This window comes from Halomonas daqiaonensis (genome assembly GCF_900109725.1).
Classification (GTDB): domain Bacteria; phylum Pseudomonadota; class Gammaproteobacteria; order Pseudomonadales; family Halomonadaceae; genus Halomonas; species Halomonas daqiaonensis.
Genome location: NZ_FOBC01000005.1, coordinates 49442 through 76071, shown reverse-complemented (window position 1 = coordinate 76071; position 26630 = coordinate 49442). Strand labels below are relative to the sequence as shown.

General features: G+C 63.7%; 25 protein-coding genes. 14 read left to right on the top strand and 11 right to left on the bottom strand.

Translation table 11 applies throughout. The features are described from left to right. Positions 1-60: 60 nt before the first annotated feature. The 3 genes from pstB to arsJ all read left to right on the top strand — a co-directional run bounded on the left by pstB (position 61) and on the right by arsJ (position 3245). Positions 61-843, top strand: a complete 783-nt coding sequence (pstB, locus tag BMY30_RS05315; protein ID WP_170840083.1) for a phosphate ABC transporter ATP-binding protein PstB — start codon at positions 61-63, stop codon at positions 841-843. Positions 844-979: 136 nt separating this feature from the next. Further along, a complete protein-coding gene (locus BMY30_RS05310; RefSeq protein WP_089711353.1) occupies positions 980-2023 on the top strand; it encodes an ArsJ-associated glyceraldehyde-3-phosphate dehydrogenase in 1044 nt (347 codons plus the stop codon). Beyond that, positions 2016-3245 (top strand): organoarsenical effux MFS transporter ArsJ, encoded by a 1230-nt coding sequence (gene arsJ / locus BMY30_RS05305; RefSeq protein ID WP_089711351.1) that lies wholly within the window; start codon positions 2016-2018, stop codon positions 3243-3245. The genes BMY30_RS05310 and arsJ overlap by 8 nt, the downstream gene beginning before the upstream one ends. 10 nt (positions 3246-3255) lie before the next feature. Here arsJ and BMY30_RS05300 read toward each other — a convergent pair whose 3' ends face one another. Beyond that, complete coding sequence (locus tag BMY30_RS05300; protein WP_089711349.1) at positions 3256-4458, bottom strand: MFS transporter; 1203 nt, start codon at positions 4456-4458, stop codon at positions 3256-3258. A gap of 124 nt (positions 4459-4582) precedes the next feature. Here BMY30_RS05300 and BMY30_RS05295 point away from each other — a divergent pair, with 124 nt between their 5' ends. After that, complete coding sequence (locus tag BMY30_RS05295; RefSeq protein ID WP_089711347.1) at positions 4583-4933, top strand: metalloregulator ArsR/SmtB family transcription factor; 351 nt, start codon at positions 4583-4585, stop codon at positions 4931-4933. Positions 4934-4963: 30 nt separating this feature from the next. On the opposite strand, the gene BMY30_RS05290 is transcribed toward BMY30_RS05295, so the two are convergent. Together BMY30_RS05290 and arsB are read right to left on the bottom strand one after the other, a co-directional pair. Beyond that, on the bottom strand, positions 4964-5935 hold the full coding sequence (locus BMY30_RS05290) for an arsenic resistance protein (protein ID WP_089711345.1): 972 nt from the start codon (positions 5933-5935) through the stop codon (positions 4964-4966). 117 nt (positions 5936-6052) lie between these two features. Beyond that, positions 6053-7138 (bottom strand): ACR3 family arsenite efflux transporter, encoded by a 1086-nt coding sequence (gene arsB, locus BMY30_RS05285; RefSeq protein WP_089711343.1) that lies wholly within the window; start codon positions 7136-7138, stop codon positions 6053-6055. Between the two features lie 192 nt (positions 7139-7330). Here arsB and BMY30_RS05280 point away from each other — a divergent pair, with 192 nt between their 5' ends. The 3 genes from BMY30_RS05280 (at position 7331) to BMY30_RS05270 (ending at position 9685) form a co-directional block, all read left to right on the top strand. Next, a complete protein-coding gene (locus tag BMY30_RS05280; protein WP_089711342.1) occupies positions 7331-7945 on the top strand; it encodes an ABC transporter ATP-binding protein in 615 nt (204 codons plus the stop codon). Next, entirely contained in the window at positions 7936-8739 is an 804-nt protein-coding gene (locus BMY30_RS05275) for an ABC transporter permease (protein ID WP_089711340.1), read from the top strand. The genes BMY30_RS05280 and BMY30_RS05275 overlap by 10 nt, the downstream gene beginning before the upstream one ends. An 85-nt stretch (positions 8740-8824) precedes the next feature. Further along, complete coding sequence (locus BMY30_RS05270) at positions 8825-9685, top strand: sensor domain-containing diguanylate cyclase (RefSeq protein WP_089711338.1); 861 nt, start codon at positions 8825-8827, stop codon at positions 9683-9685. Positions 9686-9741: 56 nt separating this feature from the next. On the opposite strand, the gene BMY30_RS17570 is transcribed toward BMY30_RS05270, so the two are convergent. Then, positions 9742-9948, bottom strand: coding sequence for a hypothetical protein (locus BMY30_RS17570; protein ID WP_139195478.1), 207 nt, complete (start codon positions 9946-9948; stop codon positions 9742-9744). A gap of 243 nt (positions 9949-10191) precedes the next feature. After that, entirely contained in the window at positions 10192-11379 is a 1188-nt protein-coding gene (locus tag BMY30_RS05260) for an acetyl-CoA C-acyltransferase (protein WP_089711337.1), read from the bottom strand. 307 nt (positions 11380-11686) lie between these two features. Here BMY30_RS05260 and BMY30_RS05255 point away from each other — a divergent pair, with 307 nt between their 5' ends. The 6 genes from BMY30_RS05255 to BMY30_RS05230 all read left to right on the top strand — a co-directional run bounded on the left by BMY30_RS05255 (position 11687) and on the right by BMY30_RS05230 (position 19253). Beyond that, positions 11687-12256 carry a TetR/AcrR family transcriptional regulator gene (locus BMY30_RS05255; protein WP_089711335.1) on the top strand — a complete coding sequence of 190 codons (570 nt, stop codon included), beginning with the start codon at positions 11687-11689 and terminating at the stop codon, positions 12254-12256. A 290-nt stretch (positions 12257-12546) separates the two neighbouring features. After that, positions 12547-14193 (top strand): AMP-binding protein, encoded by a 1647-nt coding sequence (locus tag BMY30_RS05250; protein ID WP_089711333.1) that lies wholly within the window; start codon positions 12547-12549, stop codon positions 14191-14193. Between the two features lie 36 nt (positions 14194-14229). After that, complete coding sequence (locus BMY30_RS05245) at positions 14230-14997, top strand: SDR family NAD(P)-dependent oxidoreductase (protein ID WP_089711331.1); 768 nt, start codon at positions 14230-14232, stop codon at positions 14995-14997. A 240-nt stretch (positions 14998-15237) separates the two neighbouring features. Then, positions 15238-17049, top strand: a complete 1812-nt coding sequence (locus BMY30_RS05240; RefSeq protein ID WP_089711329.1) for an acyl-CoA dehydrogenase C-terminal domain-containing protein — start codon at positions 15238-15240, stop codon at positions 17047-17049. A 195-nt stretch (positions 17050-17244) separates the two neighbouring features. Further along, complete coding sequence (locus tag BMY30_RS05235) at positions 17245-18210, top strand: zinc-binding metallopeptidase family protein (protein WP_089711327.1); 966 nt, start codon at positions 17245-17247, stop codon at positions 18208-18210. Positions 18211-18401: 191 nt separating this feature from the next. Then, entirely contained in the window at positions 18402-19253 is an 852-nt protein-coding gene (locus BMY30_RS05230; protein ID WP_089711325.1) for a glutathione S-transferase N-terminal domain-containing protein, read from the top strand. A 9-nt stretch (positions 19254-19262) separates the two neighbouring features. On the opposite strand, the gene BMY30_RS05225 is transcribed toward BMY30_RS05230, so the two are convergent. Together BMY30_RS05225 and BMY30_RS05220 are read right to left on the bottom strand one after the other, a co-directional pair. Beyond that, positions 19263-19739, bottom strand: a complete 477-nt coding sequence (locus tag BMY30_RS05225; RefSeq protein ID WP_089711323.1) for a nucleoside deaminase — start codon at positions 19737-19739, stop codon at positions 19263-19265. A gap of 67 nt (positions 19740-19806) precedes the next feature. Next, positions 19807-20214, bottom strand: coding sequence for a hypothetical protein (locus BMY30_RS05220; RefSeq protein WP_139195477.1), 408 nt, complete (start codon positions 20212-20214; stop codon positions 19807-19809). A 242-nt stretch (positions 20215-20456) separates the two neighbouring features. Between BMY30_RS05220 and acuI the strand changes: the two genes are divergently transcribed. Continuing rightward, positions 20457-21440, top strand: coding sequence for an acrylyl-CoA reductase (NADPH) (gene acuI, locus BMY30_RS05215; protein WP_089711319.1), 984 nt, complete (start codon positions 20457-20459; stop codon positions 21438-21440). A 140-nt stretch (positions 21441-21580) separates the two neighbouring features. On the opposite strand, the gene BMY30_RS05210 is transcribed toward acuI, so the two are convergent. The 4 genes from BMY30_RS05210 to BMY30_RS05195 form a co-directional block, all read right to left on the bottom strand. Next, a complete protein-coding gene (locus tag BMY30_RS05210) occupies positions 21581-22828 on the bottom strand; it encodes an ATP-grasp domain-containing protein (RefSeq protein WP_089711318.1) in 1248 nt (415 codons plus the stop codon). A gap of 147 nt (positions 22829-22975) precedes the next feature. Then, positions 22976-24967 (bottom strand): hypothetical protein, encoded by a 1992-nt coding sequence (locus BMY30_RS05205; RefSeq protein WP_089711316.1) that lies wholly within the window; start codon positions 24965-24967, stop codon positions 22976-22978. A 292-nt stretch (positions 24968-25259) separates the two neighbouring features. Next, positions 25260-26321 carry an alpha/beta hydrolase gene (locus BMY30_RS05200; protein ID WP_244516126.1) on the bottom strand — a complete coding sequence of 354 codons (1062 nt, stop codon included), beginning with the start codon at positions 26319-26321 and terminating at the stop codon, positions 25260-25262. Beyond that, the gene (locus tag BMY30_RS05195; RefSeq protein WP_089711314.1) at positions 26318-26623 is read right to left on the bottom strand and encodes a winged helix-turn-helix domain-containing protein; all 306 of its coding nucleotides are present in this window, start codon (positions 26621-26623) and stop codon (positions 26318-26320) included. Before BMY30_RS05195 ends, BMY30_RS05200 begins: the two co-directional genes overlap by 4 nt. Positions 26624-26630 lie beyond the last annotated feature (7 nt).

Here is a 26630-nt window from a genome sequence, read left to right as displayed (position 1 = left end):
GAGCGGAGTACCGCGCCGATGTCACGTCACGAAAGCTCTCGTCCCGAACCCGGTCAGCCGGTGACCCGCAATAATAACGCCCACCATGAGCTGAGCATTCGTGTCCGCGATCTCAACCTCTGGTACGGCCAGACCCAGGCGCTGAAGAATCTCAACATCGATATCTACCAGAAGAACATTACGGCGCTCATAGGGCCCTCGGGGTGTGGCAAGTCGACCTTCCTGCGCTGCCTCAACCGCATGAATGACCTGATCCCCAGTGTGCGCCTCGAGGGCCTGGTGGAGATGGACGGTCGCGACGTCAACGCTGCCAAGATGGACGAGGTGGCGCTGCGTCGCCGGGTGGGCATGGTGTTCCAGAAGCCCAATCCCTTTCCTAAGTCGATCTACGACAATGTCGTCTATGCGCCGCGCATGCACGATCTGGTGAGCCGCAAGCCGGAGCAGGACGAATTGGTGGAGAAGGCACTGCGCGACGCCGGCCTGTGGGAAGAGGTCAAGGACAAGCTGCACCAGCCGGGCACCTCGCTCTCCGGTGGCCAGCAGCAGCGCCTGTGTATCGCCAGGGCCATCGCCGTGCAGCCCGATGTGATCCTGATGGATGAACCGACCTCGGCGCTGGATCCGATCTCCACGGCCACCATCGAGGACCTGATGGACAAGCTCAAGCAACAGTTCACTATCATCACCGTGACGCATAACATGCAGCAGGCGGCACGGGTGGCCGACTACACGGCCTTCTTCCACCTCGGCGAGATCATCGAGTACAACGACACCCGGACGATGTTCGCCAATCCGGCTACCAAGAAGGCGGAAGACTACATTACCGGCCGCTATGGCTAGTGTCACCGTCGCCTGGCGGTCGATGACAACGGGGAGGCCACCGCCTCCCCGTTGACGTTTTTGGGTGTCACAAGATTGACAGATTGCCCGTGTATATATGGAATTCCAGATATCAAAACCCTCGCGGGAGAGAAGCATGACCCTACGACTCGGTATCAATGGCTTTGGTCGCATCGGTCGTCTGGTGCTGCGCAGCCTTTGGCCTCGCGTAGAGGCCGGCGAGGTCGAGCTGGTGCGGATCAACGACCCAGGGGGTGACGCCGCCACCTTCGCTCATCTGCTGGAGTTCGACTCGGTCCATGGCCACTGGTCGCCCGGGCAGGGCATCCAGGCGGAAGACGACGCCTTGGTGATCGATGGCCGTCGTATCGCCTTCAGCGCCCATAAGGCGTTGGAAGAGAGCGACTGGTCCGTTTGCCAGGTGGCCATCGAGTGCTCCGGCAAGATGAAGGGCAGCGACGCACTCCAGGCCTATCTCGATCAGGGCGTCGAGAGTGTGGTGGTCAGCGCGCCGATCAAGGAAGAGGCGGTGCTCAACGTCGTCGTCGGCGTCAACGATGACAAGTACGACCCGGCGACGCACCGCATCGTCACCGCGGCGAGTTGCACCACCAACTGCCTGGCGCCCGTCATCAAGGTGATCCACGAGACCTACGGCATTCGTCATGGCTCCATGACGACGGTGCACGACATCACCAATACCCAGGTCATCCTCGACGCCCCCAGCTCTCCAAGCAAACCCGACCTGCGTCGTTCGCGGGCCTGCGGCATGAGCCTGATCCCGACCACCACCGGTTCGGCAAAGGCGATCACCGAGATATTCCCGGAGCTGACCGGCAAGCTCAACGGCCACGCCGTGCGCGTGCCGCTGGCCAATGCCTCGCTGACCGACATGGTCTTCGAGCTCGAGCGCGAGGTGACGGTGGAAGAGGTCAACGCGGCGCTCAAGGCCGCCGCCGAAGGCGAGCTCGCCGGCATCCTGGGCTTTGAGGAACGCCCGTTGGTCTCTATCGACTACCGCACCGATCCGCGCAGCGCGATCATCGATGCGCTCTCGACCATGGTGATCAACGGCACCCAGCTAAAGCTCTACGCCTGGTACGACAATGAGTGGGGCTACGCCAACCGCACAGCCGAATTGGCGCTCAAGGTGGGGAGTGAGAAGGTGGGGCGTGGCTGAATCGCTCGTCTCCCGTCTCAGGGGGCTGCCCTTCGAGGTCCGCCAGTATCTGCTGATCACCGGTAACTACTGGGCCTTCACCCTGACCGACGGCGCCCTGCGCATGCTGGTGGTGCTGCACTTCCACCAGTTGGGCTACTCGCCGCTGGAAGTGGCCATGCTGTTCCTCTTTTACGAGGCCTTCGGTGTGGTTACCAATCTGGTCGGAGGCTGGTTGGGGGCCCGGCTGGGGCTTAACCGCACCATGAATGCCGGCCTGGCATTGCAGATACTGGCTTTGGCGATGCTGATGGTCCCCGCCGCGGCGCTTACCGTGCCTTGGGTGATGGCGGCCCAGGCGCTCTCGGGCATCGCCAAGGATCTCAACAAGATGAGCGCCAAGAGCGCGGTCAAAGTACTGGTGCCCAAGGACAGCGCCAGTGCCCAAAGCTCGCTCTACCGCTGGGTGGCCATCCTCACCGGCTCGAAAAATGCGCTCAAGGGCGCCGGTTTTTTCCTCGGGGGTGTGCTACTTACGCTGATCGGTTTCCGTGGCGCGATGGTGATCATGGCAGTGATGCTCATTGTCGTGCTGGGCCTGTCGCTTTGGCGGCTCAAGGCCGACCTGGGCCGCCAGAAGCGCAAGCCCAAGTTCACCGAGGTGTTTTCCAAGTCGCGGGCCATCAACGTGCTTTCAGCGGCGAGGCTGTGCCTATTCGCCTCCCGTGACGTCTGGTTCGTGGTCGCCTTACCGGTGTTCCTCTATGACCAGCACGGCTGGAGCCACTGGACGGTGGGTGGCCTGCTGGCCATCTGGGTGATCGGTTACGGTGGTGTGCAGACCCAGGCGCCACGCCTGACGGGTCTGATCAAGAGCGGCCCGCGGGCCGTTACGGCGGTCTGGGCGCTGGCACTAGCCGGCCTGCCGGCGGTGCTGGCCCTGCTGCCCCTGGCCGAGGTGGGTTGGCTGGTGGCAGGGTTGCTGGCTTTCGGCGTGCTGTTCGCCATCAACTCCAGCTGGCACAGCTACTTGATCGTCCACTACGCGCGCGCCGATGGCGTCTCCATGGACGTCGGCTTCTACTATATGGCCAACGCCATGGGGCGTCTGCTGGGCACCTTGCTCTCTGGCTGGGTCTACCAGGGCTACGGACTGGCGGCCTGCCTGTGGATCTCTGCGGCTCTGGTGGCGGCCAGCGCCCTGATGGCCCTGGCGCTGCCGAGGGAAACCGCGGCCCCATGATTTCTCGGCCTCAGGAGGACCCCGACGGCGCCGGTTGAGGCTGTTTCTCGGTGAGTCCTCGCAGTGCCCAGAGGCCCACTGCCGGACCCGGTAGCAGCCACCACAGCACCCAGGGGCCCTGGGTGGCCCAGAGGCTGCTGGTCAGCGATATTGCCGGGATGGTCAGTGCGAAGCCCACGGCATTCATCACCGCCAGCGTTGAGCCGACTCTGGCCTGGGGGGCGGTTGCAGCGGCGAGGGCCGAAAACTGCGGAGAGTCGGCGATGACCGTGAGCCCCCAGGCGCCGAGCAGTATGAGCAGCAGGCCGGGCGGCGCCCAGGGCAGCAGCGGATAGGCCAGACAGATCAGCCCGGAGGTGGCCAGGGCGCGCCGTGCCACCCAAAGGCTGCCGAGTCGTCGGCTCAAGGCACCACCTCCCACGCAACCGATGAGCCCCAGGGCGATGATGCCGAACGACAGCCAGGGTATCAGGTCCTCGGCGGCGCCCAGGCGCCCGACCTCCCGGGCCACCAGGAAGGGCGTCAGCATCCACAGGGCGTACAGCTCCCAGCAGTGGCCGAAGTAGCCCCCCGCCACGGCCCGGAAGCGAGGCTCGCGCAGGCCTGCGAGGCCCTCCTGTAGCCGTGTGGGGCCGGCAGGCGGTGGCAGGTGAGGGCCGTCGCCGAGCAGGTGAATGAGTGCCCCGCCGGCCAGCGCAAGCAGCGAGGCACCGAGCAGTGGCCATTCCCAGGGCATACCAAGCGTGGCTCCGCGCAGCAGGTGGGGCAGGGCGGTCCCCAGAGTCAGCATGCCGACTAGCCACGCCAGTGCCGCGCCCTTGTGGGTCGGTGTCCAGCCGATCACTAGTTTCATGCCCAAGGGATAGATGCCGGCCAGACACAGGCCGGTGGCGAAGCGCATGGCCAGGCTCGCCGCGAAGGATGCCGATGTCAGCACGAAGGCCGCATTGACCAGAGCGCCGATCAGACAAGCGATGGCAAAGATACGGCTGGCGCGGAACCGGTCGGCAAGGCCGCTTGCCGCGATGCTCAGAGTGCCGAGGATGAAACCCGCCTGAACGGTGAGGGTCAGCCGGCCGAGGTCAGCCTCGGTGAGGCCCAGATCGCGGGACAGGGACAGCCCCACGCCATTCACGCTGAACCACAACGACGTGCCGCAGAGCTGGGCGAGGACGATGATGGCCAGGGGGTGGCGGTGCAGGAAGGTCGTCATCCCGCCATGTTCGCCTTCGCCCCCGGGCAAGGCAAGTGCCGGGGGCGACGCGGCTCGGGTGTCGCTTCGTCTCCGCTCCCGCATCACGTAGAATCGACAAAATCCCGGTCGGAGGAAATCTCCAATGTCGTTGGACCCGCTTCGCCTCTTCAAGTGCCTGGGTGACGAAACGCGCCTGATGCTGATGCTTCTCTTGCTGCGCGAGCAGGAGCTATGTGTCTGCGAGATGACCCACGCTCTGGACGAGTCGCAGCCCAAGGTCTCTCGACACCTGGCACAACTGCGTCAGTGCGGATTGCTCAACGACCGGCGTGAGGGGCAGTGGGTCTATTACGGGCTCGATCCGAACCTGCCCACCTGGGCGATGACCACCCTGGAGGCTGCCGAGAAAGGGTGCGGTCGCAGGCTCGAGCAGTTGCGCCAGCGCCTTTCTTGCATGGGTGATCGCCCCGAGCGGCGTGCGTCGCTCTGCTGAGCAAAGGGGCCGGGACGAGACCACACGCTCCTAGCTGCAGCCGTCAGGCGGCTCCGGTATCAGCTTGCTCGGCACCCAGGCCAGGTAGGCTACCATGCCGAAAAGCTCGACCAGTGACTGAAAGACGATGACCACCACGGCGGCCTGCAAGGCGTCCGGCAGCGTGAGGGCCAGCGGCAGCATCACGAAGGAGTTGCGGGTGCCGAAGCTGAAGGCCAGGGTGCGCGCCTGGAAGGTGTCGACTCGAAACAGCTGGCCGAGGAGCTTGCCCAGGAAGACCGCGAAGAGCAGGTAGGCAATGAACACCGCCAGGACCTGAAGCAGGACCTCCGAAAATTCGATCACGGAAGTGACCTGCGATGCCGCAATCACCAGGATGACCAGTGCCAGAAGCGGGACCGGCAGGACGCCCAGGCCATGAATCAGTCGCCTCGCCTTCCGGTGTCGCGCGGCCAGGCATTCAGTGACCCATGCCAGTGACAGAGGGGCAAGTATGAGGCCGGCGAAGGCGCTGATCAGGTGTGGGCCGACGGCGAGTTGCAACCAGGCTTCCCCGAGTAACAGCCACAGGTAGAGCGGCAGGACAAGCAGCTGTATGAGCAACAGCAGGGGCGTGGCGGTGATGGCCCGGGCGCTATCGCCTTTGCCGAGGTGGGTGAAGCTGATGAACCAGTCGGTACAGGGCACCAGCAGCACCAGCAATATCCCCGCCTGGATGGCCGGTGTCAGCGGCAGTCCCGATACCACGCCGCCCACCACGAGCGGGATCACCAGGAAGTTTCCGATCAGCAGGGCAGAGAGGAAGCGCCAGTCCCGAAAGCCATCGGCTAGGCGAACCAGCGGAATCTGGGTGAAGGTGGCATACAGCAGTCCGCCCAGAAGCGGCCAGAGGCCACTTTCGAGCACGCTGGCAAGGCCCGGACTGGCAAGGCCCAGCCCCAGGCCTACCAGAATGCACAGCAGGTAGATCCAGGACTGGTAGCGCTCCATCCCCTCGCGCATGGCTACGTTTCTCCCAACCGGCAACCGTCATGGGCATTGTCTTTGCCAGAGGGGGCGGACGCTATCCTTGTTACGCAGCCACTCACGGTCCCGGGGTGTGACGTCGATCGATATGGCTTAGCCACCTTCCTCGCTGGCCTCGGGAAAATGATGACGCGTCTTGTTGGCGATACGCACCAGGGCCAGCATCAGAGGCACCTCCACCAGCACGCCCACCACCGTGGCCAGTGCCGCACCGGACTGTAGGCCGAACAGCGCGATGGCGGCGGCCACGGCCAGTTCGAAGAAGTTGCTGGCGCCGATCATCGCGCCGGGGGCGGCGACGTTGTGAGGCACCTTCCACGCCTTGGCCCATCCGTAGGCGATGAAGAAGATCAGGAAGGTCTGGATAATCAGCGGGATGGCGATCAGCACGATATGCAGCGGCGCCTCGAGGATCACCTCGCCCTGGAAGGCGAACAAGAGCACCAGCGTCAGGATCAGCCCGGCCGGCGTGATCGGGCCGATGCGTTTGAGGAAGACGTTGTCATACCACTCACTACCGTGACGGGCGATCAGCGTGCGCCGTGTCAGGTAGCCGGCAGCGAGCGGAATCACGATGTAGAGGACTACTGACAACGCCACCGTATCCCAGGGCACCTGGATGTTGGAAACGTCGAGCAGGAAGACCACGATGGGCGCGAAGGCGAACAGCATGATCAGGTCGTTGAGCGACACCTGCACCAGGGTGTAGGCGGCGTCGCCTCGAGTCAGGGTGCTCCATACGAAGACCATGGCGGTGCAGGGCGCGGCGCCGAGCAGGATGGCGCCGGCCAGATACTGGCCGGCCAGGTCCTCGGGGATCAGCGGCTGGAACACCACTGTCAGGAAGAACCAGGCGATGGCGAACATGGTGAAGGGCTTGATCAGCCAGTTCACCGTGGTGGTAATGATCAGCCCCTTGGGCTGGCGGCGCACACCGAGTACGGCGGTGAAGTCGATCTGCGCCATCATGGGAAATATCATCGCCCAGATCAAGATGGCCACCGGGATCGATACCTGGGCGTATTCGAAGCGAGACAGCGCGTCGGGAATGAGCGGGGCGAACTGACCGACCAGTACCCCGGCGACGATGGCCAGTGCCACCCACAGCGAGAGGAAACGCTCGAATAGTCCCATACCCTCGGCGATGCTGGTTGACTGGGATTCCTGGTGTGTGGTCATGAACCGCGTACCTTTGGTCGGCGAAAGTAAATATATGGATTATCGTATATTCTAAGGCCGATAGTGGTCCAGGACCACACGGTTGACGCGTCTTGCCTTGTCGCAGGCGCAGTGATGACGACGTCACGTCGCACATTCCGTACGGCGCGAGCTGCTACCATCGCGCCCAGTCCCTTCTGAGTGGAGGCTGCCTTGCCCGCTACCGATGTCCTGCGCCTCGAGCGGCTTGCTATCAGCGAACTGAGCGGGGTCGAGTTGACCCTCGCCCCAGCCGAGATCCTCTGCCTCTCCGGGGCCAGCGGCTCCGGGAAGAGCCGGCTGCTGCGCGCCGTGGCGGATCTCGAGCCCCACGGCGGGAAGGCATTGCTTGGCGATCTCGACCAGGCATCGCTGCCGGCCCATGAGTGGCGTGCGCGGGTGATGCTGGTACCGGCGGAAAGCCACTGGTGGGCCGACAGCGTGGGGGAGCACCTGTCGCAGGCCGATCCCGCCGACCTCAAGGCACTGGGCTTCACCCCCGAGGTGCTGGACTGGCAGGTGGCCAGGCTCTCCTCCGGAGAGAAGCAGCGTCTGGCCCTGCTGCGGGCGATCAGTCGCGAGCCCTCGGCACTGCTGCTCGACGAGCCCACCGCCAATCTGGATGATGCCACCACCCGGCGCGTGGAGACCTGGTTGGTCGAGCGCATTCGTGAGAGAGGCTGGCCGACACTCTGGGTCGCCCACGATGCCGCCCAGATCGCCCGAGTGGCGAACCACCACTGGCGCATCGAGGGGGCCGAGCTTGCGGAGGTGCCGACATGGACGTGATTCAACTGGCCTGGTGGCAGTTGGCCCTGGCGGCGCTGATGGTGGTGGCACTGGCCGGCTGTACGGCCGCCATGCGACTCGGGATGAGCCGCAGCCTGCTGATCGCGGCGGCGCGAACGGTGATCCAGCTCGCCCTGGTGGGCCTGGTGCTGGAGGCGCTTTTTGCTGCCGAGCGGTTGGTGTGGGTGACGTTGATGGCGCTGGGCATGCTGCTGATTGCCGGTCGAGAAGTGATGGCGCGCCAGAAGCGCCGCTTGCTGGGCGGCTGGGCCTTCGGTATCGGCACAGTGGCGATGTTCCTGTCGTCGTTCACGGTGACCGTGCTGACGCTCACCGTGATCATCGGCCCCGAGCCCTGGTATCGGCCGCAGTACGCCATTCCGTTACTGGGCATGATGCTCGGCAACACCATGACCGGGGTCGCCCTGGCGCTGGATCGTCTGACCGACACCGCCTGGCGCCAGCGGGCGGTGATCGAGAACCGACTGATGCTCGGCCAGCGATGGCAGGAGGCGGTCGGTGATATCCGCCGCGAGGCGATGCGCAGCGGCCTGATGCCGATGATCAACGCCATGGCCGCCGCCGGGGTGGTCAGCCTGCCGGGCATGATGACCGGCCAGATACTCGCCGGCAGTCCGCCAGCATTGGCAGTGAAGTATCAGATACTGGTGATGTTTACCATCACCCTGGGGACCGGCTTTGGCACCCTCGCTGCGGTGGCAGTGGGCAGCCGGCGGCTCTTCGATGGCCGTCAGCGGCTACGCCTCGACCGCCTCTCGGCACCCAAGGCATGACCTTCCTGATAGTCTGCGGGATTGCTTACCGCCCCCATCGTGATCGAGCTACAATACTGGCACGTAAACCGGATTCCCTTGACTCATGCCTGTCGACCTTCAAGCGCTCTATCCCAAACTGATCAACTTGATGCTGGATACGGTCTTCGTGGTTGATAGAGATAACCGGATCGTCTTCGTGAGCGATGCCTGCGAGGCGTTGTTCGGTTACCGTGCCGATGAGCTGACCGGCACCTTGATCACCGATTATATGCATCCCGAGGACCTGGAGATCAGCCTGGCTTCAGTTCATCGGGTCATGAGTGGTCAGCCCCACGTCGATTTCCGTAACCGCTATCTCTGCAAGGACGGCGGTATCGTATACATCCTCTGGTCGGCTCGCTGGGTCGAGGAAGAGGGCGTCCGCATCGGCGTGGCTCGCAACGTGACGGCACTCAGGCAGGCAGAAGACGAATTGCGCTTCCTCGCCCATCATGATCCGTTGACAGGGCTGACCAACCGCTCGCTGTTCTATGATCGCCTGGACTCGGCCCTTCATGCGGCCCATCGTCACCAAAGCTATCTGGCCTTGCTGTTTCTGGATCTGAATGACTTCAAGGTGATCAATGATGTCCATGGTCATGCCATGGGGGATCGTGTGCTCTGTGCGGTGGCACGACGCCTGGAAAGCTGTGTGCGTGAGACGGACACGGTGGCTAGGATGGGCGGTGACGAATTCACCGTTCTGTTGACGGACATCCAGTCGGCAAATGCCGCGTCTGCTAAGGTTGACCAAATTCTGGCGGTCATGGCCGAGCCGCTGTGTGCTGAGTTAGCGGGGATCATGCCGTCCTGCAGTATCGGCGTGGCCTGTTATCCTGCGGATGGAGAGAATGTCGATACCTTGCTGAGCCATGCGGATGGCGATATGTACCGGATAAAAAGGCGCCGTTCGGCGGTTAGGTGACTTTTCTGGAGGCCAGTCATGCATCGTGAAGCCGGTGATGCAGCTCGCTAAGTCGCTCAGCGAAGGCCGGCACCGGCCCCTCGCCCCGCGCACTGGATACCACCTGCTGGATCGGCAGCGGCGCCACTGGCGCGGGGCTGGCGAAGATGCTGGGCGGCACACTCTGTGCAGGCGCTCTCCAGGGCACGTCGGGCTGCCGCCTGGTCGCGACACGGCTTGAGATCGCGGACGGCGGCAAGGGTGGTGTCGGCTACCTCCGCCATGAAGCTCGGGGGAAGCCGACCCAGTTAGGGGGCGGAGCGGCCGAAGCCCAGCCGGTCATAGGCTACGACGTCACGACCGGTTGCCTGTGACAGTCGTGTCGGGAAATCCCGCCACAGGGCGACGCAGCCCAGGGAGACATTCAGCAGCACGACAGGTGTGCCCCTTCCAGGGCGTCCCTGTGGTTGCCAGCGGGTGGCAAAGATCCGCCTCTGAAGGGTGTCGACTCAGAACTCCTGCGCCATTCAATCGACCAGCTCGACCGCCACGGCGGTGGCTTCGCCGCCGCCGATGCACAGGCTGGCGATACCGCGCTTGCCGCCCTTGGTGCGCAGGGCATGGATCAGCGTGGCGATGATCCGCGAGCCGGTGGAGCCGATGGGATGGCCCTGGGCGCAGGCGCCGCCGAAGACGTTGACCTTGTCGTGGGGCAGGCCGAGGTCGTCCATGGCCATCAGGGTCACCACGGCGAAGGCCTCGTTGATCTCGAAGAGGTCGACGTCGTTGACGCCCCAGTCGAGCTTCTTCATCAGCTTCTCGATGGCGCCCACCGGGGCGATGGTGAATTCGCTGGGGTGACGCGAATTGGTGCTGTGGCCGAGCATGCGCGCGATCGGCTTGGCGCCCAGGCGATCGGCGGCCGCCTGGCTGGCCAGGATCAGCGCCGAAGCGCCGTCGGAAATGGAACTGGAGTTGGCGGCGGTAATGGTGCCGTCCTTGGCGAAGGCGGGGCGCAGCTCGCGGATCTTGTCGAGCTTGGCCTGGAAAGGCTGCTCGTCGTGATCGACCACGCTCTCGCCCTTGCGGCTGGTGACGGTGACCGGCGCCATCTCGGCGTCGAGGTGGCCGGCGTTGGTAGCCTCCATGGCGCGTTCCAGCGAGGCGATGGCGAAGTCGTCCAGGCGCTCACGGCCGTAGTCGCGATCGTTGGCGACGTCCTGGGCGAAGCCCCCCATCAGCTTGCCGGTCTCGGCGTCCTCCAGGCCATCGAGGAACATGTGGTCCTTCAGCTCACCATGGCCCAGACGATAGCCGGCACGGGCCTTGGTCAGCACGTGAGGCGCATTGGACATGGACTCCATGCCGCCGGCCAGCATCACATCGCCGCTGCCGGCGCGTATCAGGTCGTGGACCAGCATGGTGGCCTTCATGCCCGAGCCGCACAGCTTGTTGATGGTGGTGGCGCCGATGTTGTCGGGGATGCCGGCCTGGCGCATGGCCTGACGCGCCGGGCCCTGCTTGACCCCGGCAGGCAGCACACAGCCCATAATGCCCTCATCAATGCTGTCGGCGCTGATACCGGCGCGCTCGATGGCGGCGCGGATGGCTGTAGCACCGAGCTCCGGTGCGGTGAGGCTGGCGAGGCTGCCGAGCATGCCGCCCATGGGCGTGCGTGCGGCAGAAAGGAAGACGATGTCGTTGGCGTGGCTCATGGTGGTTCTCCCGGTGTCGCGTGCGGTTCCCGGTGGAGCCGCATGAAAATGGTGTAAAGGCCCCAGACGAATGTCTTTGGCGGCAATTCTCGAAGTTGTACCAGCGAGAGGCCTCCGAGGGGGGGGGCTTCCCCCCTCCCTGGGCGCTATCGACGCCATCCCTGGCGTAGAATCCTCCTCTATGACCTCTCCCCGGCGCTGTCGTGCGATTGACGGGTCATGGCATGCCGCGCGTTGACCCGGCATCAGGGCTGTGGTTTTCTCAGGGTCAACCAAGCAAGCGCTAGTGTAAATCACGATGAATGTAATGAATGACTCACCGCGCCGCAAGGAGCTGACCCGCCAGGCCGCCCAGTTGTTCGTCCAGGCGGGATTCGACCGGACCACGGTGCGCATGCTCGCTCAGGAGATGGGCATCAAGTCCGGTAGCCTCTTCCATCATTTCCGCGACAAGCAGGAGATCCTGACGGCGGTGATCGAGGAGGGCACCCAGAACGCCCTGATCATCGCGAAGGCGGCCCTCGATCAGTGCGACAACTCTGCCGAGGCACGGTTGCAGGCCATGGCGCGTGCGCATCTGGAAACCTTGCTCACCGACCGTAACGCACATGTTGTCGCCCTCTACGAGTGGCGCCGCCTCGACCCCGAGGCCCGGGATCACCTCAGCCATCTGCGCGATGCCTATGAAGCGCTCTGGGAAGCGGTGATCGACGATGCCCTGGCCGCCGGCCTGATCCATGGTGACCGCTTCCTGGTCGCCCGCTTCGTGATGGGCGCCCTCAACTGGACGGTGCGCTGGTACGATCCCGCCGGCCCACGCTCCCCCGATGACCTGGCCCATGAACTGATCGCCATGATCACTCATCGATCCGCCTGATTCACTCATCCTCTGACCCGTGGGAGCGTTTCGTCGCGATATCGATGTGCCACGCTCGACCATCGTCTAGTCCCATCCTGCCGTTCAGGGCTTGCCCCGTTCCGCGGGAGCCTCTAGCTTGTACCTAGCGCTTGCTAGGTTGACGCTTACGTCAACTGCATCTAGCCAGAAGGTAGACGTGCACGCCAGCGTCGGTGCTTGCCGTTTCCTCCATTGCCAGCATGTTGCGCCACACATCCGATGCCACCCATTAGCCGACACAACAAGCACAACCCGTGAGAGGGCAGTACATGAGCACCCTTCCCGACTACCAGAGCTACCTAGAGACCTTTTCCGTCGATGACGTCATCGCGCGCCTCGATGATCACCGCGACGGCAAGGCCAACGCCTTCGAGTCCTGCTGCGGACGCCACCTTCGTGCCGGTCGCGGCGACGTCCTGGCCCTGGTGCACGAGGACACCCAAGGCCAGGTCAACACCCTGACCTACGCCGAACTCGATGCCGAGAGCGCGAAGCTCGCGGGCTGGTTCGCCGAGCGTGGCCTGGGCGTGGGGGACCGCATTGCCTGCATGCTGCCGCGCTCGCCGCAGCTGCTGGTGGCGGTGCTGGCCACTTGGCGCATCGGCGCCGTCTACCAGCCGCTGTTCACCGCCTTCGGCCCGGACGCGGTAGACTATCGCCTGGGGCGTGCCGATACCCGGCTGGTGATCACCGATCACGCCAACCGCTTCAAGTTCGATGGCCTGACCCAGTGCCCGGCGGTGCTCGCCGTGGGCGGGCCCAGCACCGAACACGGCGATGATCTGGACTGGAAGGATGCCCTGGCTCATGCACCGATCGAGACCAGCCCGCCGCGTCTGGCTCGCGAGGAGCCCTTCCTGCAGATGTTCACCTCCGGCACCGTGGGTAAGCCCAAGGGCGTGGCCGTGCCGCTGGCCGGCATGCCGGCTTTCGCCCTCTACATGGAGCTGGCCGTCGATCTGCGCGATACCGACCGCTTCTGGAACATGGCCGACCCGGGCTGGGCCTACGGCCTCTACTACGCCATCGCCGGGCCGCTGCTGCTGGGCGTGACCACTCATTTCTGCGAGGCAGGCTTCAGTGCCGAGGGCGCGCTGGCCTTCATGAAGCGTCACCGCATCACCAACTTCGCCGCCGCGCCCACCGCGTACCGCTTGATGAAGGCCTCCGGCCTGTTTGACGATGCCCACCAGACCCTCGAGCTGCGTGCGGCGAGCTCTGCCGGGGAGCCGCTCAACACCGAAGTGGTCACCTGGGTCGAGCGCTCCCTGGGCTGCCCGGTCATGGACCACTACGGCCAGACCGAGACGGGCATGACCTGCAACAATCACCATGCCCTGGATCATCCCAAGCATGTGGGTGCCATGGGCGTGCCGATGCCTGGCTATCGATTGGCGATTCTGGATGCCGAGTACAATGAGTTGCCCCCTGGCGAGCCCGGCGTGCTGGCCGTGGATATAAAGAATTCCCCGGCTCACTTTTTTGCCGGCTACACCTGGCAGGAGAAGCATCCCTTCGCCGAAGGCTATTACCTGACCGGCGACGTGGTGATCCGCAATGAAGATGGCACCTTCCAGTTCGCCGGCCGTGACGACGACATCATCACCACTGCCGGCTATCGTGTCGGGCCCACCGACGTGGAGAACAGCGTGATGACCCACCCGGCGGTCGCTGAATCCGCCGCCGTGGGCCAACCCGACGAGATCCGTGGCGAGATCATCAAGTCCTATATCGTACTGCGCGAGGGTTTCGAGGCCAGCGATGAACTGGCCGACGCGATTCGCAAGCTGGTGCGCGAGCGACTCTCGACCCACGCCTTCCCGCGTGTGATCGAGTTCGTCGAGGAACTGCCCAAGACGCCGAGTGGCAAGATCCAGCGCTTCAAGCTGCGCGCCGATGCCAACGACAAGGCCTGAGGGGGGCATCTGCCAAATGACGTTGAGGATTTTGACATGCAAGTGAAAGATAACACCTTCCTGATTACCGGTGCCGCCTCCGGACTGGGGGCGGCCACTGCCGAACGCCTGGTTGCCGCCGGCGGCCGGGTGGTGCTCTGCGATCTCAGCGATGCCGTGGAGGCACACGCCGAGCGCCTGGGCGAGGGCGCCCAGGCGGTACGCGGTGATGTCACCTCCGGCGAGGAGATCCAGGCGGCGGTGGACACCGCCGTCGAACTCAGCAATGGCAGGGGGCTCGCCGGGGTGGTGCATTGCGCCGGCGTGGTCAGCGTGGCCAAACTGGTCGACCGCGAGGGCAACCCCGCCGACCTCGACGCCTACAACCGCACCATCCAGATCAACCTGGTAGGCACCTTCAACGTCATGCGCCTGGCTGCCGCCGCCATGGCGAAGAACACCGCAAGCGAGGATGGCGAGCGCGGCATCATCATCAACACCGCTTCCATCGCCGCCTTCGATGGCCAGGTAGGGCAGTGCGCCTACAGCGCCTCAAAGGCCGGCGTAGTGAGCATGAGCCTGCCGGCGGCCCGTGAGCTCTCGCGTCACGGGGTGCGGGTGATGGCCATCGCCCCCGGCGTGTTCGAGACGCCGATGATGAGCGAGATCCCCGACGAGGCCGCCCAGGCGCTGGCCGCCGCCGTGCCCTTCCCCAAGCGGCTCGGCAAGCCTGACGAGTTCGCACGTCTGGCCGAGCAGATCATTACCAACGCCATGCTCAACGGCGAGGTGATTCGCCTGGATGGCGGTATCCGCATGCAGTAAGGCCTTCGGCCAGTCGCAAGGAATCAAGGCCGCAAGGGGTCAAGGAGCAAGGGGTCAAGGAGCAAGGGGTCAAGGAGCAAGGGGAGGTTTCCTTGCTCCTTGACTTGATCCTTTCCGCTTTTTCAAACGAGCGCTTGACTCTCGATCCTGCGACGGATAATTTCAAACACGTGTTTGAAATCGACCGCCGTCATCTTCCTGTGCCGACGGCAGGTGCCCCTTCTTTCTGGAGAGCTCGAGATGCCCGACTATCAGGCCCCCTTGCGTGACCTTCGCTTCGTGATGGACGAGATGTTGGACTACCCGGCTCACTACGCTCGTCTGCCCGGTGGCGAGGAAGCCTCGCCGGATGTGATCGGCGCGATCCTGGAAGAGGGCGCACGCTTTGCACGTCAGGTGCTGCTGCCGCTGAATCAGAGCGGCGACCGTGAGGGGTGCCTATTTGAGGGCGGGGACGTAAAGGCACCCAAGGGGTTCAAGGCGGCCTATGCCCTGTACGTGAAGGCCGGCTGGCCGAGCCTGGCCGCCGATCCCGAGCAGGGCGGCCAGGGGCTGCCGCCTTCGCTGGCCATGGTGCTCAGCGAGATGATCTGTGCCACCAACCTGGCCTGGGGCATGTATCCGGGGCTCTCCCACGGCGCCGCCGACGCCTTACGCAATCACGGCACAGAGGAGCAGCAGGCCACCTATCTAGCCAAGCTAGTGGAGGGCACCTGGACCGGTACCATGTGCCTGACCGAGGCTCACTGCGGCACTGACCTCGGCCTGATCAAGACCCGCGCTGTTCCCAATAACGACGGCAGCTATGCAGTAACGGGAACGAAGATATTCATCTCCGCGGGCGACCATGACCTGGCCGAGAACATCGTTCACCTGGTGCTGGCCAAGCTGCCCGACGCCCCGGAGGGCTCCAGGGGTATCTCGCTGTTCGTGGTACCCAAGTTCATGCCCAATGAAGCGGGCGAGCCCGGCGAGCGAAACGGCGTGGTGTGCGGCTCGCTCGAGCACAAGATGGGCATCCACGGCAACGCCACCTGCGTGATGAACTTCGATGCGGCGAAAGGCTTTCTGGTGGGCGCGCCTCACCAAGGCCTGACCTGCATGTTCACCATGATGAATGCTGCGCGTATTGGCGTGGGCATCCAGGGACTTGGCCTCACCGAGGCGAGTTTCCAGAATGCCCTGGCCTACGCCCGCGGTCGCCTGCAGATGCGCGCGCTCTCTGGTACCAAGGCGCCCGAGAAAGCCGCCGACCCGATCATCGTCCACCCGGACGTGCGCCGCATGCTGCTGACCCAGAAGGCCTTCGCCGAGGGCGGCCGGATGCTGGTGCTCTACACAGCGCAGATGATCGACATCGTCGAGCATGGTCCTGACGCAGTTGAGAAGGAGCGCGCCGAGACCCTGCTGGGCCTGTTGACGCCCATCGTCAAGGCGTTCCTTACCGAGGTGGGCTTCGAGGCGACTAACGAGGGGGTGCAGGTGTTCGGTGGCCACGGCTTCATCCAGGAGTGGGGCATGGAGCAACTGGTGCGCGACGCGCGCATCACCCGCCTCTACGAGGGCACCACCGGCATCCAGGCTCTCGACCTGCTGGGCCGCAAGGTGCTGATGAGCCAGGGCGAGAGCCTCAAGGTCTTCACCCGTGAGATACACAAGTTCTGCCAGGCAGAGGAAGGTAACGGTGAGCTCGCCGAATTCGTGCGTCCGCTTGCCAAGCTCAATCAGGAGTGGGGCGAGCTGACCATGGCGATTGGCATGAAAGCCATGAACGATCGCGAGGAGGTGGGCGCGGCCAGCGTCGACTACCTGATGTACGCCGGCTACGTGACTCTGGCCTACCTCTTTGCCCGCGCGGCGAAACAAGCTCGCGTCGCCCTGGCCGGGAGCTCTGACGAGGCCGCTTTCTATCTCGCCAAGCTCGATACGGCACGCTTCTTTTACCAGCGCCTTCTGCCGCGCACCCGCGCCCACAGGGCGGCTATCGAGACCGGCGCCAAACCGTTGATGGCGATCAGTGCCGAGGACTTCGGCCTGGGCTTCGAGATCTGAGGTCGCAACGGACGGACTAGCGAGCTCTCTCTCGACCGGAAAGGATCGCCTTGGCGCAGGGGAATGGCCCTTGCCGCCTTCTTGCTTTGTGTGCGGTACAGCACTGACGGTTTGATTGTCGGGCGTGAGAAGATCAGGATGACCTGTAATGCGTCGGGCCATCTGTTCTGCCGTTCTTCCTGGAGTTACTGCCTCATGCGTGTCTTTGCCAATCCGGTCGGTGCCGGATCCCTCTGGTTCGACAACCTCGCGACCGCCACCGGTACGCCCATTGCCTACGACCCTCAGGCCAGGGCCTTCATCACCATGCCGCCGTTCTGCGCCAATCGCGACGTGATCGGCTGCAACTGGATCGCCCCCAAGCAGGGCGACTTCTGTCGCGCCTGCGCCATGACCGAGCTGGCGCCGGATCCTTCCATTCCCGATGCCATGCCCAACTGGGCGCATACCGAGGCCGCCAAGCGCTGGGTGATCGACAACCTGGGCCGCTGGAACTGGTTCCGACCCGAGGACCCCGGCGCTCGCCCTGTGTTTCATATGCTGGCCGAGGGCCATACCCCGGTACCCATGGGGCACGTCGGGGGTGTGGTGACGATCAGCGTGGCCGAGGCAGACCCGGTCCTGAGCACTACCCGTCGAGAGGCCCTGGAAGAACCCTACCGGACCATGATCGGTCATATGCGTCATGAGATAGCGCACATGCTCTGGTGGCGTCTCAGCCTGCGGGAAGATTTTCTCGATGCCTTCCGGGCCATGTTCGGTGATGAGCGGGAGGACTATCCTGCCGCACTCAAACGCTATTACCACAATGGGCCACCGCCCGACTGGCGCTCGCACTTCGTCAGCACCTATGCGGCTGCACATCCCCACGAGGATTGGGCCGAAACCGCGTCTCACCTGCTGCATCTGACGGATATCGCCGACAGTTTTGTTGCCGCCGGCTTGTCCTCCTCTGACCTCCCGCATCTCGGTTGGGATCCCTACATGGAGTCCGATGCCGAGAATCTGATCCACATTGCCACGCACCAGGTCATGGCGGTCAACCACATCAATCGCGCGATGGGATTGCCGGATCTCTATCCCTTCGTGCTCTCCGAAAAGGTCCGCCGCAAGCTTGTCTTCATGCATGACTGGTTACGCCGCGGCGCCCAAGGGCTTTGAGCCGGACCCGGGCTCTGGATTGTGCTTCCAGAGCCTTCGCTGGCATCCCTTGGTGAAGGTCGAAGCCAGGCAGAGTATCTGCAGTTTCTTGGTTTGCTGGCTGGCGCCGATCCCGTGTCAGAGGCATCATGATCGCCTCGGCGCTCCCTGAGGCGGCGAGAGACTGTCACGCGCCCGAGGAACTGCTCATCATGACCCGAACGACCCGCCTGCAAGACCTGATCCGGGTGTTGCGTTACCACCCTGGCCCGATCGGCGGACCCGAGCTTGCCGAGAGGCTGGGGATTACCCTGCGGATCCTTTACCAGGACATCGCCACGCTGCGCGCGGTGGGGGTCGAGGTCGTCAACACACCCGGCCAGGGCTATGTGTTGCCCCCGGAAATCGCACTGCCGCCCGCGGCATTGGCCGAACCCGCCCCATGGGAGCCGGCCGAGATCACCTTCTACACCCACCCGCTCTCCCGTGGCGGGATCGTCCACTGGATGCTCGAGGAACTCGGCGTGCCCTATCGCACGGTGATCCTCGAGTATGGCTCCACCATGAAGTCGCCGGACTACCTGGCCCTCAATCCCATGGGCAAGGTGCCCGCTATCCGTCATGGGGATGTGGTGGTGACCGAGGCCGCCGCCATCTGCGCCTACCTTGCCGATGCCTTCCCGGAGGCTGGCCTTGCGCCGTCGCCCGCCGCTCGAGGCGACTATTACCGCTGGCTGTTCTTCGCGGCCGGGCCGCTGGAGAGCGCCATCGCCCTCAACGACCTAGGGGTGCAGCCCACGGCAGAGCAGAAGATGCGCCTCGGATGCGGTGACTACTGGGCGCTGATCGATACCCTGGCCGCCGCCGTCGAGGGAAAGCCCTTCATCGGCGGCGGAGCATTCAGTGCCGCCGACGTCTACGTTGGCTCGCACCTCGGCTGGGGCATGCACTTCGGCACCATTCCTCGTCGGCCCGAGTTCGAGGCCTACTGGGAAGGGCTGCGGATGCGACCGGCCTACCAGCGCTGCGAGGCCTATGTCGAGCAGGTGCTGGCGGGAGGCTGATTCGCGCGCTCAGGCACCATGCAGCCGACGATGCAGGTTGTGCATGCGCTCGGTGAATTCCGGCACCGGGCCCTCGACTTCCGCGCCAGGTACCACCTGCTGAATCGGCAGCGGCGCCACCGGCGCCGGGTCGATGCCCATCTCCTTCAGCCAGCCGATGAGCTGTTCTGACGAACTCGCATAGACGATCCGTCCCAACCCCACCCAGCCGTGAGCCGCCGCGCACATGGGACAGTGTTCCCCGGAGGTGTAGACCGTTGCCCGTGTGCGCTCCTCGGGCGTGAGGTTCTCTGCTGCCCAGCGCGCCAGGAAGAACTCCGGGTGCTGGGTGGCATCCCCGCCGGCCACGTGGTTGTGGTCTTCCACCAGCACTTCACCATCACCACTCACCAGCACTGAGCCGAACGGTTCGTCGCCAGCCTCCAGAGCCTCTTCGGCCAGCTCCACGCAGCGTTGCAGGTAGTGTCTGTCGGTTTCGGTGATCATCGTCGCTGTCTCCACTTTTCGCATGTTGGATTCCTTAACAGCATACGATTACAAGAAGCCACTTGCCTCAGGAAAGGCGACGCCAGCCCTCGCGGAGGTGACGGGCGGCGTTATGCCAGAGGCTGGTGGGTTTGGCAGTCGGCGGGGCGTCCAGCGAGACGAGGGTGTGTTGCAGGCCGACGAGGATGGCATCCAGGTAACGATGGCAGACGGTGCTGTTAAGCCCGCCAGGGCAGTGGGCGAGCAGCTCTTCGCACTGGGTGCAGGCGGCTTCCAGGCCTTGATGGGCCTCGTCATGGGCGACGGCCTGGTCGCGACAGGCCGTGAGGTCGCGACACAGCATCTTCAACATCTTGCCGTCGAGCCAGCAGGGCAGGCCATCACTCGCCTTTCCGGCCATGGAGTGCTTGATGGCCTGGAAGGAGACCTGCAAGAAGATGACGTTGTAGTACATCCTGGGGCGTTCAGGGTTCATGTTGGCCGACCCGGCAACAAGCAGTTGATGAGAATCATTATCGATAATAGGCGTGGCTGACCATGGCTGTCAATGTGGGGCAACGGGACAGGCATGTGAAAGTGGCGGGGTTGGTCGTTTCCGTCCAGGCTTGCGCCATGTGTGGGATCGGCATCTGAAGGTCTGCGAGAGGCTCGGGAGGAAGGTAAACTCGCCGGCGGGGTGGATCAGTCTAGCAATCGGCACATCGAAGAGGTTCACAAATGTTTAAGGCAATCCTGATCGATAAGCAAGACGAAGGCCAGCGTGTGGCGCTCGAGACGCTCGACGAATCGCGACTCCCCGAGGGCGACGTCACGGTGCGGGTCGAATGCAGCACGCTGAACTACAAGGATGCCCTGGCCATCACCGGCAAGGGGCCGGTGGTGCGTTCGTTTCCCATGGTGCCGGGGATCGACCTGGCGGGTACCGTCGAGAGCTCAACGGCGGAGGCCTACCAGCCCGGTGACAGCGTGCTGCTCAACGGCTGGGGCGTCGGGGAGACGCACTGGGGCGGGCTGGCCGAGAAGGCGCGTCTGGACAGTCGCTGGCTGATTCCTCATCCCACCGCCTTCAGTGCTCGGCAATCCATGGCCATCGGCACGGCCGGTTACACCGCCATGCTCGCGGTAATAGCACTGGAGCGCCAGGGCATAACGCCTGACCGGGGCGAGGTACTGGTAACCGGCGCCAACGGCGGGGTCGGTAGCTACGCCATCGCGCTTCTATCGCGCCTGGGCTATTGGGTCGTGGCCTCCACCGGACGCCTGGAGGAGACGGCATATCTCGAAAGCTTGGGAGCCCAGGAGGTAATCGACCGCCAGACGCTCTCCGAGCCTGGCCGACCTCTGGCCAAGGAGCGCTGGGCAGCGGCCATCGATTCGGTGGGCAGCCATACCCTGGCCAATGTCCTGGCTGGGACCCGCTACGACGGTACCGTCGTGGCCTGTGGGCTGGCACAGGGCATGGACCTGCCGGGCAGCGTCGCGCCCTTCATCCTGAGAGGCGTGACCCTGTCGGGAATCGATAGCGTGATGCGGTCTTATGCGGATCGCGTCGAGGCCTGGCAGCGGCTTGGTGAGTTGCTGGCTTCCGAGCAATTGGAGGCCATCATGGATACGATTGGCCTGGACGAGGCCATCGACAAGGCCGGAGAGCTGCTGGCGGGCCGGGTTCGTGGGCGCGTCGTGGTCGACATGGCAGGCTAGCGTTGATCAGCGCCGTTTATTGCTTGAATTCAGGATGTTCAAGAACGGATGAATCGGCTTGCAGGAAAAAGGGCAGGGCCTGAGCCCTGCCCCGATCATGTGAGATGCCGTCTTCATTCGAGACGGCCGTCAAGGCGTCACTAGACGTAGAAGTCCAGGTCCTCTTGCGCCTTGAGCAGGTCCCGCATGGTGATCGGGTCGTCCCCGAAGAAGAACACCAGCCCCCAGTGAGTACCGAAGGCCGACCGGTCGGGCACGGTCTCTTCCGTCGGCTCGTGCAACTCGTGTGACACGAAATAGGGATGCTCGATGGTTTCCTTGGGCATCTCCAGCTTGCTGACCACACGACGGCGCGGGTAGACGCCGAAGCAGCCCGCATAGCCCTTCGCATCGACCACCTCGCGGGGGAAGAAGTTGGCGACTTCCTCCTTGGTGCTCTTGGGATCGAAGACCAGCATGGAAGCCTGGTAGGCGTTGAAGCCATAGGCCATCTCGATGAGCTCGAAGGCCTTGAAACCGGGCGGGCGATAGGCGACCTCACCGAAGTACATCTCGCCGTCTGCCGTCACGAAGTACTCGGGATGGATCAAGCCGAACTTGATGTCGAAGGTCTTGATCAGCAATTCGATCTGCTTGGTGATCGCGTTGCGCCAGCTCTCCAGCTCCCGAGTGGCAGGAACGAATACCGAGTAGCCTAGGGTCACGTACTCCGAGATGTTGAGGAACTTGATCTTGCCGTCATGGATCCATGCCTCGACGGCAAATTCCCAGCCGTCCAGGTGACTTTCCATCAGCAGCGGATACTCTTCATCCGGGATGTGATCGATTTCTTCCATCGTGCGGATCATGCGATGGCCGAGACACCCGGCCTTGTCGAAGGCCTTGACGTGAATCGGATCATCGGGGTCGCCGTCAAGCTTGAGCAGCGTCTGGTTGACGCGCTTCATGAAGCGAACGACGTCTTCCTTCTCGTGGGCCTCCTCGAAGATGCCCACCCGAATACCGCCAAGCTGAGCGCGGCGCTTCATCAGTGCCTTGTCGCGGAACAGGATGGATTGTCCATACATGCGCGGGTTGTCCATGAGCACGGAGTTGATCGCGCCTGACCATTCGACGGTTTCCTCGAACAGCGGGATGGCGACATCGACCCCTTCTTCCTTGAGCCGCTGCGCAATTTCCAGGGAGCGATCATTCAGGCGAATGAAATCCCAGGGAATGAACGGAATCTTGTTGGCTTCGCAGAAGTCGGCGGCCCAGTCGGGCGCCACCACCACGTAGCGGCGGTCGAATTTCTGAGCGGCCTTGATGGCGTTGACGCTCCAGCCCAGCAGGGCAATGTAGCCCTTGTTGGGATCCTTGGGTGTTTCGGTTCCGCGTACCGAATCCATGGTTGGGTCGGTCCAGCTTGAAACGTGCTCGGGGATGGGGGTTTCTGGTACTGATGACATACAGTGCACTCCTTCTGCGCTTAGCAGGAAATTGACGCTCGATTATTGGCGGTCTTGTCGAGCTTAATAATGCCGGGCATCCAGAGGCTATCGCCCCGATGCCCAGCTATCCTGGGCCAGACGCATGGCCCGATCTACCTCATCGGTTGGAACAAGGGTCGGCTCGCCCTTTTCGAGCGGATCGTAATGAAAGACGTAGAGACGTGATGCGAACTGGGCAACCGGTAGTGAAGCCTCACCGTAGAGTTCGCCATTACCATGGGTCGAGGTGACGATTCCCTGTCCCCAGTCTTGCCCACTGTCGTTGTTGGGATTGAAGAAGTACACACGCATCACTTTGCTCGGATCGAGCGCAAGGCGCTGGATCGTGATGGCGTGCCAGCCGAGAAAACGCGTGGCGCTATCGGTCACGGCAATGCCCGCTGGCTGCGGATTGATTACCGGGATATTGCCGTTGTAGAAGGGGTGATATGCCGCATAGAAGTCTCGGATAAAACCCTCGAAATCCTTCAGGCTGCCGGTAAAGACATCGACTGCAATGCGGAATCCGTGGCTCACATAGTCGCCATGAAACTCGGGGTTGACCCACTTGTGCGGATCCTCGCCGCGTCCGACACTGCGGCGACCCATCTCGAAGTAGATTCGATCGAGGTGAGGGACGGTGAGCAGGGAGACGGCATCCACATCCACAGGGGGCTCGGCTGCTAGACCAGCGCCAAGCTCGCGGGAGGAAATGTTGTTGCCCTCGAAGCGCATCACGATCTCGTCGTCTCGCGCCGCCCAGGCAACGATCCGCAGCAGATCGGCCGGCGTATTGAAGGCCCACATGGACAAGGCGCGTGTCGACTGGCAGGTGGGGTAGTTACCCTGACCTACGCCCAGTGGACGGCCGAGCACATTGAGAATGTCGGCAAGGAGAAAGCACTCCGGCGAGCGGCGATTCCCGAAGACAGCAATGATCTTTTGTGCCGCAGCATCGCACATCGAAAGTCTCAGCTGTCGCCACAGCGACGGGGCCACCGGCGGTGAGTAGAGAATGCCTCTCTCGAGCATCATGGCAAGACCATACGCGGCCTGGCTGGTTTCAGCGAACAGGGCTTCGTCGATCAGCTTGTGAATCAACGCCGGATAACAATGAAAGGCGTCGGCCCCAGTGTAACTCAGGCCGAGTGCCGTGGGGATCAGCTCGTTCCAACGGTTGCGCAGATACCGTATGAACCCCGGCATGTACGGCGAGACCAGGCCGGTGCTGTGCATGGCCTGGGCGAAGGCAATGGCCTCCTGCAGCAAAGCTGCCTCGTCCATGCTCACCAGCCGTTCGGCGTAGACGTCAAAGCCGGGATCTTCGCGACAGCCTTCGGTGGGGCTGAACACGGCCTTGATCAGCTGCAAGGCATCGTCCCCGACCTCGCCGGCCACGGCATCCGGGTTGTGCAGGCAGGTGGCGATCTGGGTCACCATCTGCTTGACGCCATCGACCTGGACCGGGCGTTGCTCCAGGATTCGCCAGACTTCGGCCACCAGATGGCCCAGTAGATTCTGGTATCCCAGATGTTGGAGCAGGTAGTGATACAGGTTCTGGACGGCGTAACCCAGCCGGTCAGGGCGCAGCCGGTCGCCTTCTTGCAGGTCGTTACTGACCACGATATCGAGGTTCATGGCCATCACTTGAGCGAGGAAGTGATGGGCGTGCTCGGCCGAGACGGAAGGGTGCGAATAATCGCCCTTGGCGACAGCCAGCAGGCGAATCTGGCTCAGGCTTTCGACCAGGGTGGCGGTCGGGTCGCCGTGACGCACCGTACGAACGGCGAGCGAAGGCACTAGAGTCTGGGGATAATTCCAGTCGCTACCCCCGAAGAACCCCGCGGCCTCGATTGCTGGTACTCGCGTGTAGAGGGCTTCCAGGCCCTTGGCGTCGAACATCAGCGGTCGCGCCGCATCGATGACCTCGAACACGGGCGAGACTTCGGCAACGGCATTCGCGGCGGACAGTCGCTCGATAGCGGCATCGAGCTTATTCACCAGTTCGCCTGAAGTGCCATCGTCATGGTAGGCGGAGTCATCAATATTTGCGCTCATTGATACTACACTCCGTCCTAGCTCGTGACATGTCAATCACATTTGGACAGGCCGCGGCCGGGATATTCTGTCGCGTCAGCAGATGTTGTAGCGGAGAATTCTGGCAGCTATATTTCGTTACGCCATGATTTCTAAAAGGAAAATTTGCTTGCCTTGCGTCCACCAGGAAGTCGGCAATAGCCGGCTGGCCCGGGTGGGTAGCAACCATTACCCCGATCTGGTCATGGCGTCCTGATACTTGGTGTGGATACGGCGCGGAGTCGGATCCATGGAGAACCGCATGCCCTGAATATCATCCGGAGAAATGGTCACAGAGGGCCCGGCGTGCTTCCCTGCGATCCTGCTCGTGGCCGGAGGGCAGGAGGGCGGTGGGGTCGGCCAGCCAGGTAGCGATGTCCGCCTCGGTACGTTCACGCTGCGTGTAGCGGGTAAGCATGTGGTAGCCCTGCGGGTAGATCACCAGACGAATGGCTTCATCCTCGGGTAGACGATCGAGCAAGGCGCAGATGGCCTCCTGTGGAATGATATGGTCCTCGGTGCCATACAGGATCAGCGAGGGAGCGGGCAGTCGGCGGGCGGCTTCCAGGCTGGCGTCCATGGCAAGACTCACCCCGTGCAGGGTATCGACTCGCGCACGGTGCAGAATCAGCGGGTCCTCGGCCAGCCGGCGCTTGATCTCGGGGTCATCGGTAGGCTCGATGCCGAGGTTCTGCACTGTGCGGGAGGAGAAGCTCAGCCCTGGGAAGAGTCGCACACCGAGCCACAGGCTCAGCCGCTGGTACCAGGGCATGGCCTCGAAGCCCCACACCGCAGGCGAGATCAGCACGCTACCGGCCACCGGGGGCGGGTTGTCTCCGCTCAGGGCGAGGATCGCCACGGCACCGCCCATGCTGTGGCCAGCCAGGTATAACGGGGTCTCGGGATGCCGCTCGCTCAGCAGTTCGGCGAGCATCGAGACGTCGTTGGCCAGTCGCTCGTGACCGGGCCAGATGCCTCGCTGGGCGGTACTGCCGAAGCCGCGCTGGTCATGGGCATAGAGGGTGATGCCGTGGGGCGCCAGGGCCTCGGCCAGGAGCTGGAAGGTGCCGCCGTATTCGTTGAAACCGTGGATTCCCAGCACGATCGCCTGTGGGTCTCCCTCGGCCGGCCAGTGGTGAAGCGGCAGCCGGTAGCCATCCTCGGCGATTACCAGACCCTCCGCCAGCCGGGCCTCTTCGGCGCCGGGCCCCGGCGACTGGCGGATGGCCCTTTCGCCGCAGCCGGCCAGCAGCAGCACGCCCAGCGTCGCGAACACCATGGCAAGCCACCAGGTGATGGCTACCTTCCCTCCGATCCAGGTCCTCAATGCACTCATCTCGATCGGGGCGGATAGCCCAGGGTGGCACGCAGTCGCTCGGCGTGCGCCGCCACCCAGCTCGGGTCGATCGGGCCCCAGTCCCGGATCACATAGGTGCCGATGTTATGGCGCTCGCCTGTCGTGTGCTTGAACTCGCAGAGGATGTCCAGCTCGCCCAGCGCCCCCAGCGTGTCCTGGGCGGTTCGCCGGGGCATATCGGTGGCCGCGGTGATGGCCGGCACGCTGGCGGTGCCGGTGGCCACCAGGTGGGCCACATAGAGGCGGCGGTAGAAGCTGGTTCGAGTCTTGCTCAGGGTCATGCCAGGC